Consider the following 8,836-nt stretch of genomic DNA (forward strand, 5'->3'; position numbering starts at 1 on the left):
TGACAATGGCGAATGCGTGAAGCGCGAGGCGGTCGCGCATCTGAGGTCCCTGCTCGGGCTCTCGGAACGGCGGGCGTGCCGGATTGCCGGGGCGGATCGCAAGATGGTCCGCTATCAGGCGCAACGAGCTCCGGATACGGAACTGCGTGGCCGTCTGCGCGAGCTGGCCAACGAACGCAGACGGTTCGGCTATCGGCGGCTCTTCGTGCTGGCTCGCGCCGCGAGGGCGAGCGGTTCGGGATCAACCGGATCTATCGGCTCTACCGCGAAGAAGGCCTGACGGTGCGCAAAAGGAAGGCCCGGCGCAAGGCGGTCGGAACACGGGCTCCGATCCTGGTCGCGGCGCGTCCCAATGCCCGCTGGTCGCTGGATTTCGCTTCGCGGACCTCCGGTTCGTCCACGATCAGTTCGCCAGCGGCCAGCGCTTCCGGGTGCTCAACGTGGTCGACGATGTTGCCCGGGAGTGCCTCGCCGCCATCCCGGACACTGAGCTACTCCCCGATCGTTGGACAGGATCTGGCGTAAATTAAGCTACTCGTTGCACCTGCTGATCGGGTTGGTTGATATCATTTCTCTGCCAATAGACCAGCGCCGGTGGTTTGCCGCCGAGGGCTGAGTGAGGGCGCTGGTGGTTGTAGAAGGTCATCCATTTCCGGATCGCCGCCTTCGTCTCTGATCCGGTCTCCCAGGCGTGCAGGTAGACGCACTCGTATTTCAGGGTCCGCCAGAGCCTCTCGATGAAGATGTTGTCGAGATGAAGAGGGACCGTCGCGCCAGTGGCGCGGCGTAAGCCCGATGAATGGCCTTTCCCATCCATCGAGATCCGCACGCCCGACCGGCGGAGCCGATCCGTCCAGGCGAAGGACGTGAACTGAGACCCTTGATCGGTATTCATGATCTCGGGCGGGCCGAACTTGTGGACGGCTTCGTTCAGCGCTTCGACGCAGAAGTCGGCCTCCAGCGTGTTCGAGATCCGCCAGGCCAAGACCTTTCGCGTCTGCCAGTCCATGATCGCGACGAGGTATAGAAACCCGCGCCTCATGGGCAGGTAGGTGATGTCCGAGCACCAGACTTGGTTCGGGCGATCCACCCGCAGACCTCGCAGCAGGTAGGGATAGGTCTTGTGCCCCTTCGCCGGCCTGCTGGTGTTTGGTTTCTGGTAAATCGGCATGAGCCCCATCAGGCGCATCAGTCGCCGTATCCGCTTCTCGTTCACCATGTGGCCGTCGTTACGCAGATGCCAGGTCATTTGCCGGACGCCGAAGAACGGGGTCTCCAGGAACTGCTCGTCGATCCGCCGCATCAGGTCGAGGTTCTGTTCGGTCTCGCCCTTGGGGGTGTAGTAGAAAGACGAGCGCGCGATCGACAGCAGCTTGCACTGCTGGCCGATCGACAGGTCCGGGTGGTCAGGCTCGATCATGCCGCGCCTCACTTCCCGCCCCAGGGCTTCAGCTTTCGTTCCAAAAAAGAGTTGGCCACCGCATTGGCGGGTTCTCTCGGACCGGTGGCGTTCACCCGCCAATTCACCCGATCTTGGCGTGGAGCTCCTTCACCTGCTCCTCGTCGATCTCGGGCTTCTTGCGGCCCCCGCGCTCGAACACGCCGGACGCGCCTTCGAGCAGGGCGTTGGTCGGGAAAACGATTCACTGGATCGTTTTCTGATCCTCCCAACTCCATTGATGGATCATCGTCGGATGCACCCCGAACCGGCTCGCCAGTTCGGCCGCGTTGTTCGGGCTTACGCCGCGCCACTGGCGCGACGGTCCCTCCAACCCTCGCCCTTCAGGGCTTCCAGCGCGACCTTCGCCTTGAACTCGGGCGCGTGCTGCTTGCGTTTCGACATCTCTGATCTCCTTCTCGTCGAAGATCAGCAGACTGCAAATCGTAGCTTACGTCACTGTCCGAATTTCAGGGGGCAGCTCACAAGGCGCCGGGGCGGAGCCCCTTGCCCTTGAGACATGAAAAAGCCGGCGCGAATTGCGCCGGCTTTCCCCTGTCCGGACCCGCGATTACGAGCCGGGCATCACATAGACGATCGCACGGTTGTCGGGGTTCACCAGAACCGTCCGGTCGTTGACGTTCACATAGGCGTATTTGCTCTCCGGCACCGGGGTCAGGGCCACGGTATCGGGCACCACCACACCGGTCTTCACTTCACCGGTGAGATAGACCGGGGCGACCGGGTGCTTCTCGACCCAGGTGACGGTCGAGGGTTCAGGCTTGGCCGCGGCACCGATGCTGGCCGAGCCGAGCAGCGCGCCGACCACGGCGCCGACCGGGCCGCCGACGGCCGCACCGGCCGCACCGCCCGCCGCGGCACCGGCCATCGCGGCCGCGCCCTGGCCGTCCTTCTTCGCGGTATCGGCGGGCACTTCGATCTGCTTCACCGTCACCGATTGCGGGTTGCTCGACAGGGCGGTGACATTGCCGTCCACCACGACGCCGAGCTGGCTCGCAGGAGCCCAGCCGCTCACGCCGTCATAGGTGACCTTGCACATGGTGTAGTCGGGCCAGCAGCCATCGACCTTCACCGTCGAACCCGAGGTCACGATACCGACCGGGGCCGATTGCGGGGCCGCGCCCGAATGCAGGGTGAAATCGCCCTGGGCGGTGGCGGTGAGCGGCGCCGCAGTTTGCGCCATGGCCGAGCCGGCGATGAGAGTGGTGCTGGCCGCAGCCGCGAGGATCATACCGAGTTTGCGGGTCATGGAAGTACCTCCGTTTCTACCCGAGCCGCCGTAGTGGCGACTGCTCTCCGTCTGTGGGAGGGGAAATGACGACGGGCCCGAAACCGTTCCTGAGAAAAACGATCACGAGCCCGTGAACAGGCACTTCCGGAGGGTCTGCGGCGCTTATCCGCTCATTCGGCGGCGGCGGTCTCCGCCTCGATCTCTTCGGCCCTTTTCTCAACGAGTTCAACGATATGGTCGATCATTTGCGCATTGGAGATCTTGTGGTCCTGCTTGCCGGCGAGATAGACCATGCCCGATCCGGCCCCGCCGCCGGTGAAGCCGATATCGGTCATCAGCGCCTCGCCCGGGCCGTTCACCACGCAGCCGATGATCGACAGACTCATCGGCGTCTTGATGTGTTCGAGCCGTTTTTCGAGCGCCTCGACCGTCTTGATCACGTCGAAACCCTGTCGTGCGCAGGAGGGGCAGGAGATGATCTGCACGCCGCGGGTGCGCAGGCCGAGCGATTTCAGGATCTCGAAACCGACCTTCACCTCCTCGACGGGATCGGCCGAGAGCGAGACCCGCAGCGTGTCGCCGATCCCCATCCAGAGCAGGTTGCCCAGCCCGATCGCGGATTTGACGGTGCCCGCCATCAGACCGCCCGCTTCGGTGATCCCGAGATGGATCGGGGCGTCGGTGGCCTCGGCGATGCCCTGATAGGCTGCGGCCGCGAGGAACACGTCCGAGGCCTTCACCGAGACCTTGTATTCGCGGAAATCGTGATCCTCGAGGATGCGGATATGGTCCATCGCGCTCTCGACCATTGCCTCGGGGCATGGCTCGCCGTATTTCTCGAGCAGGTGCTTCTCGAGGCTCCCGGCATTGACGCCGATCCGGATCGAACAGCCGTGATCCTTGGCCGCGCGCACGACCTCGGCCACGCGCTTCTCATCTCCGATATTGCCGGGGTTGATGCGCAGGCAGGCCGCGCCCGCCTCGGCCGCCTCGATGGCGCGCTTGTAGTGGAAATGGATGTCGGCCACGATCGGCACCGGGCTTTCGCGGCAGATCTCCCTGAGCGCCTTGGTGGCGGCCTCGTCGGGGGTCGAGACGCGCACGATATCCGCGCCCACATCGGCCGCCCGGATCACCTGGTCGAGCGTGGCTCTCACATCCGAGCTGTCGGTATTGGTCATCGTCTGGACCGAGATCGGGGCATCGCCCCCCACGGGCACGTTGCCGACCATGATCTGACGGGACTTGCGGCGATAGATATTGCGCCACGGGCGGACCGGGTTGAGAGACATCGCACCCTCCTGAACGGAATTCGGCCCAGACATAGGCCATGCGCCGGTCGGGCGCAACGCCCGTGCCGGCGACCTGCATCACTGTTTACTGGCTGTCTGTACCGCTGGACGGGGCGAGCGTGCCCGCATCGGCCACAGCGATCATCTTCGCGAGATCCTTGTCCTGGCTCAGATCGGCGACGGGATAGCTGTCATCGAGCGCCTTCGCGGTGAGGGTGATGTTCTTCGTCACCTGCCCGCGCTTGCCGACAGGACCGTGGGTCACGCCGTTCACGTCGAAATAGACCGCGCCGGATTCTCCGGTCCGCATCGTCGGCGGCTGATCCAGCTTGGGCAGGACGTAGCGCTCGCCCGCATCCATCACCTTCTCGAAGATCGTCGCGCCATCGGCGGATCTGACGCGCACCCAGGACGGGCGCACCGCCATCACGACGATCTCGGGCTTGTCCGCGCCGAGCGCCTTGGCGACGGCGGACTGGATGTCGGTCTCGGAACCGGGCGAGGAGGCCGACGCGAGCATCGGCCCCTGGATGCCGGACGCGTCAGGCGAGCCGCCCGAGAAATTCGGCGTGAGGCCCGGGGCCGTGGCGCCGCTGTTGCGGGCGATGGCGAGGGCGCCGGTGGCGTTGGGATCGATCAAGGCGATCGGCCCGTCGCGCGAGATCAGAACCGGCGTGTCGAGGGCTGCGGGCCGGTAGATCCGGCTCGCGGCGTCGCTGGAGGGCATGTCGGGCAGCGTGTCGCCGCCCTGCGCGATCTGCGGGCCGTCCGCGACCGAGTCGAGCGGATCGAGATCGGCCACCACGCCCGGCGCCTGATCGACCGGGGCCAGTTGCACGCGCTGCACTTCCTGCAGCACGGTCCAGCCGCCATACCCGATCCCGCCCGCGATCAGGACCAGCACGAAGAGCGCGCCCACGGCACGCGGTTCGATCTTGGCCCAGAGGGATTCCTTCTTGGGAACGAAAGCCGGATTGGCGAGCGCCTCGGCCACGTCCTTGGGATGGCGCTGCGGCTTCGGCCCCGAGGCCGCGGCCGACATGCCATGGGTCGGCGAGAAACCGGACTCCGCGCAGAAGCGCTGGAACGCCCATTCGGCGTCGAGCCCGAGATAGCGCGCGTAGGAGCGAACATAGCCGGCGATGAAGGAGGGCGTATCGAAGGCCGAGACGTCACAGCTTTCGATGGCGGCGATATAGGCGGCGCGGATGCGCAATTCGCGCTGGACGTCGAGCAGGGATTTCGCGAGCGTCGCCCGCTCCCCGCGCATCACGTCCCCTAGGCGCAACTCGAAATCGTCAAACCCTTTCGGTTTGACCTCATCCTGCGTCGAAGGTTGAGCCCTCCGCCCGTTCATGCTGCCTGTCCCTGCCTTTTTCCGCCAGTCTCGATTCGTGGGACATACCCACTTCGATTGACTTACGCTTATCACAAGCCAGAGAGCTTCGCACGCTCGGATATGGATTATGCCGAGGCTTCGGCGCGATTTAGCTCACAGCGCGACCAGAGCTTGTCCATCGCTTTCACCAGCCCGTCGATCATGCCCAGATCATGCACCGGCGAGGGGGTGAAGCGCAGACGCTCCGTCCCGCGCGGCACGGTCGGGAAGTTGATCGGCTGCACATAGACGCCGAATTCGTCGAGCAGCATGTCCGACAGCGCCTTGGTATGGACCGGGTCGCCGATGATCACCGGCACGATATGGCTGCCATGGTCGATGATCGGCATGCCCATCGCCTTGAGGCGCATCTTGAGCACCTTGGCGTGGAGTTGCTGGGCGTCGCGCAGCTCCTGCCCCGCAGCCGTCTTGAGATGCGCGATCGACGCGGCCGCGCCCGCAGCCACCGCCGGCGGAAGCGAGGTGGTGAAGATGAAGCCCGGCGCGTAGGAGCGCACCGCGTCGACCATCCTGGCCGAGGCCGCGATATAGCCGCCGAACACGCCGAACGCCTTGCCGAGCGTGCCGTTGAAGATGTCGATCCGGCCCATCTCGCCGAGTTGCTCGGCGATGCCGGCCCCGCGCGGGCCGTACATGCCCACGGCGTGCACCTCGTCGAGATAGGTCAGCGCGCCGAATTCCTCGGCCAGATCGCAAATTTCCGAGATCGGACCGAAATCGCCATCCATCGAATAGACCGATTCGAAGGCGATCAGCTTCGGCGCGGCGGGATCGTCGGCCGCGAGCAGTTCGCGCAGATGGGCGACGTCATTGTGACGGAAGACCCGCTTCGCGCCGCCATTGCGACGGATGCCCTCGATCATCGAGGCGTGGTTGAGCTCGTCGGAATAGATGATCAGGCCGGGGAACAGCTTGGGCAGCGTCGAAAGCGTCGCGTCATTGGCGATATAGGCCGAGGAGAAGACCAGCGCGGCTTCCTTGCCGTGCAGATCCGCGATCTCGCGCTCGAGCCGCTTGTGATAGACCGTGGTGCCCGAGATGTTGCGGGTGCCGCCCGAGCCCGCGCCGGTGGCATCGAGCGCCTCGTGCATCGCGCTGAGCACGACCGGGTGCTGGCCCATCCCGAGATAGTCGTTGCCGCACCAGATCGTGATGTCTTTGCGGGTCCCGTCGGGCTTGGTCCAGACGGCATGGGGGAAATTGCCCTTCTCCCGCTCGATATCGATAAAGACGCGGTAGCGGCCCTCCTCGTGCAGCTTGCCAATCGCCTGATCGAGTGCGCGGTCGTAATCCATCTCGAGTTCCCTTGCTAATCCGTTCGCGTATCCGGACACGTAGAGCGCCGGACGCGGTTCGACATTGATAAATGTCAAACCCTTCTCCCTCGAGGGTCAAATTGTCGCAATTGGACTCGAAAAGCAAATATTCAATTTTCACGATCTATCGCGTCCTTGCGTCATGCGCTCTGGACAGTGCCGCTCGGGGCCCTAGGCTCAGGCCAAAACGAAGGAGGCCTGAATGGCACTGAACGAGGTTCTTACCGAAATCGACAATGGGCTCGACAATGCGATCGACCGGTTGTTCGAACTGCTGCGCATCCGCTCGATCTCGACCGACCCGGCCTATAAGGCCGAGACGCACGAAGCCGCCGAATGGCTCGTCAAGGAACTGGAATCGCTGGGCTTCGAGGCTGGCTTGCGCGAAACGCCCGGCCATCCGATGGTGGTCGCGCACCACCGGGGCGAGGGTCCGCGCCTGCTGTTTTACGGCCATTACGACGTGCAGCCGGTGGACCCGCTGGAGCTGTGGAAGACCCCGCCCTTCGAGCCCGAATTGCAGGACACGCCCAATGGCAAGGTGATCCGCGGCCGCGGCGCCTCCGACGACAAGGGCCAGCTGATGACCTTCATCGAGGCCTGCCGCGCCTGGAAGGCCGTGAACGGCGAGTTGCCTGGCAATCTCGTGATCTTCCTCGAGGGCGAGGAAGAATCGGGGTCTCCCTCGCTCGTGCCCTTCATGAAGGAGAATGCCGAGGAACTGACCAGCGATCTGGCGCTGATCTGCGATACCTCGATGGTCTCCCCCGGCGTACCCTCGATCGCAGGCTCTCTGCGCGGGATGCTGAAGGACGAATTCACCCTGCATGGCCCGCGCATCGACCTGCATTCGGGTCATTACGGCGGCCCCGCGCTCAACCCGCTGCGCGAGATCTCGAAGATCATCGCGAGCCTCCACGATGAAGACGGCCGCGTCGCGGTCGAGGGCTTCTACGAGGGCGTGCATGAAGTGCCCGCCGAGCAGCTGGAAGCCTGGAAAACCTGCGGCTTCGACGAAAAAGACTACCTCCAGCACGCGGGCATGACCGTGCCGCATGGGGAAGCGGGCTACTCGACGCTAGAGCAGCAATGGGCACGGCCCACGCTGGAAATCAACGGGCTCTGGGGCGGCTATCAAGGCGCAGGCACCAAGACCGTGATCCCGGCCGAGGCGCATTGCAAAATCACCTGCCGCCTGGTCGGAGACATGGATCCCGCCGATATCCGCCAAAAAATCCGCAAACACATCGAAGACCGCCTGCCCGTCGACGCGCGCGTCACCTGGGACGGCAACCTCGACGGCACGCCGACTGCGGTGATGGACACCTCGCGCCCCGAATTCGAGGCTGCCCGTCAGGCGCTCTCGGATGAGTGGAGCCGCGAGGCGGTGATCGTCGGCATGGGGGGCTCGATCCCGATCGGCACCTTTTTCAAGTCGATCCTCGGCATGGACGCGATGCTGATCGGCTTCGCCAATGACGACGACGCGATCCACTCGCCGAACGAGAAATACGACGTGAAAAGCTTCCACAAGGGCATCCGGAGCTGGGCCCGGATCCTAGACCGGATCGCGGGCTGAGACCGGCGCGGCGGGGGTTTTCCACCCCCGCACCCCCGGAGGATATTTTTCTCAAGAGGAAGAGGGACACACGCTTCCTCTTGATCCAAATATCCCGGGGGTGAATGGCGAAGCCAGAGGGGGCAGCGCCCCCTGTCTGACCGATAGTTGCCTCGTTGCGCTGAAAATATCGACGATGCTCGGCGTAACACCCCCGGCGGAAAGCAAAGCGCCGAGATCAGTGGTGATCTCGGCGGCAAGCGCATCGGGTGCGTCTGGGTCAGGTCTCAACTCGACCCTCCTTATGAGTTCTCGAAGATGCTCATTGGCCTGGTGAACAAGCTCGGGGTCGGCGAGCAATGTCTCGAGTTCACGCACGGCGCGTGCAAAGAGCGCGGCACTGTCGGTCGGAAGTTGCGGCAGAACTGCGCGGGTCTCCTGATGCTGGGAAAGTTCGGCTTCAAGATCGGCGATCTCGCGTTCGAGGTCTTCGGCGCGCGCTTTGTAGGCGCTGTAGGGCGCGCCTTGCTCAATTGCATCGAAGATCCGCTGGCGGCTCGTGCGCGCTTTCTTAAGACGAC

Annotated in this window: 6 protein-coding genes and 2 pseudogenes; 2 read left to right on the forward strand and 6 right to left on the reverse strand. The window is 64.3% G+C overall.

All coding sequences use genetic code 11. The annotated features are described in order from the left end of the window. Positions 1 to 494 (forward strand): annotated as a pseudogene (locus tag DW2_RS18540) (IS3 family transposase); the annotation flags it as partial. A gap of 32 nt (positions 495 to 526) precedes the next feature. On the opposite strand, the pseudogene DW2_RS18545 reads toward DW2_RS18540, so the two are convergent. The 5 genes and pseudogenes from DW2_RS18545 to hemA all read right to left on the reverse strand — a co-directional run bounded on the left by DW2_RS18545 (position 527) and on the right by hemA (position 6,676). Further along, positions 527 to 1,843 (reverse strand): annotated as a pseudogene (locus tag DW2_RS18545) (IS3 family transposase). 166 nt (positions 1,844 to 2,009) lie between these two features. Next, on the reverse strand, positions 2,010 to 2,708 hold the full coding sequence (locus tag DW2_RS18555) for a DUF1236 domain-containing protein (RefSeq protein WP_038148901.1): 699 nt from the start codon (positions 2,706 to 2,708) through the stop codon (positions 2,010 to 2,012). A gap of 152 nt (positions 2,709 to 2,860) precedes the next feature. Beyond that, the gene (gene ispG, locus DW2_RS18560) at positions 2,861 to 3,982 is read right to left on the reverse strand and encodes a flavodoxin-dependent (E)-4-hydroxy-3-methylbut-2-enyl-diphosphate synthase (RefSeq protein WP_038148903.1); all 1,122 of its coding nucleotides are present in this window, start codon (positions 3,980 to 3,982) and stop codon (positions 2,861 to 2,863) included. Between the two features lie 85 nt (positions 3,983 to 4,067). Then, positions 4,068 to 5,339, reverse strand: coding sequence for a helix-turn-helix domain-containing protein (locus DW2_RS18565; protein ID WP_038148904.1), 1,272 nt, complete (start codon positions 5,337 to 5,339; stop codon positions 4,068 to 4,070). A 107-nt stretch (positions 5,340 to 5,446) separates the two neighbouring features. Continuing rightward, on the reverse strand, positions 5,447 to 6,676 hold the full coding sequence (gene hemA / locus DW2_RS18570; RefSeq protein WP_038148905.1) for a 5-aminolevulinate synthase: 1,230 nt from the start codon (positions 6,674 to 6,676) through the stop codon (positions 5,447 to 5,449). Between the two features lie 223 nt (positions 6,677 to 6,899). Here hemA and DW2_RS18575 point away from each other — a divergent pair, with 223 nt between their 5' ends. Continuing rightward, positions 6,900 to 8,276 carry a dipeptidase gene (locus tag DW2_RS18575; protein ID WP_038148906.1) on the forward strand — a complete coding sequence of 459 codons (1,377 nt, stop codon included), beginning with the start codon at positions 6,900 to 6,902 and terminating at the stop codon, positions 8,274 to 8,276. A 51-nt stretch (positions 8,277 to 8,327) separates the two neighbouring features. On the opposite strand, the gene DW2_RS20010 is transcribed toward DW2_RS18575, so the two are convergent. Beyond that, positions 8,328 to 8,836 (reverse strand): hypothetical protein (locus tag DW2_RS20010; protein WP_162178910.1); only part of this gene is annotated, 509 nt, incomplete at its 5' end.

Origin of the sequence: Thioclava atlantica (genome assembly GCF_000737065.1) — a bacterium.
GTDB lineage: Bacteria > Pseudomonadota > Alphaproteobacteria > Rhodobacterales > Rhodobacteraceae > Thioclava > Thioclava atlantica.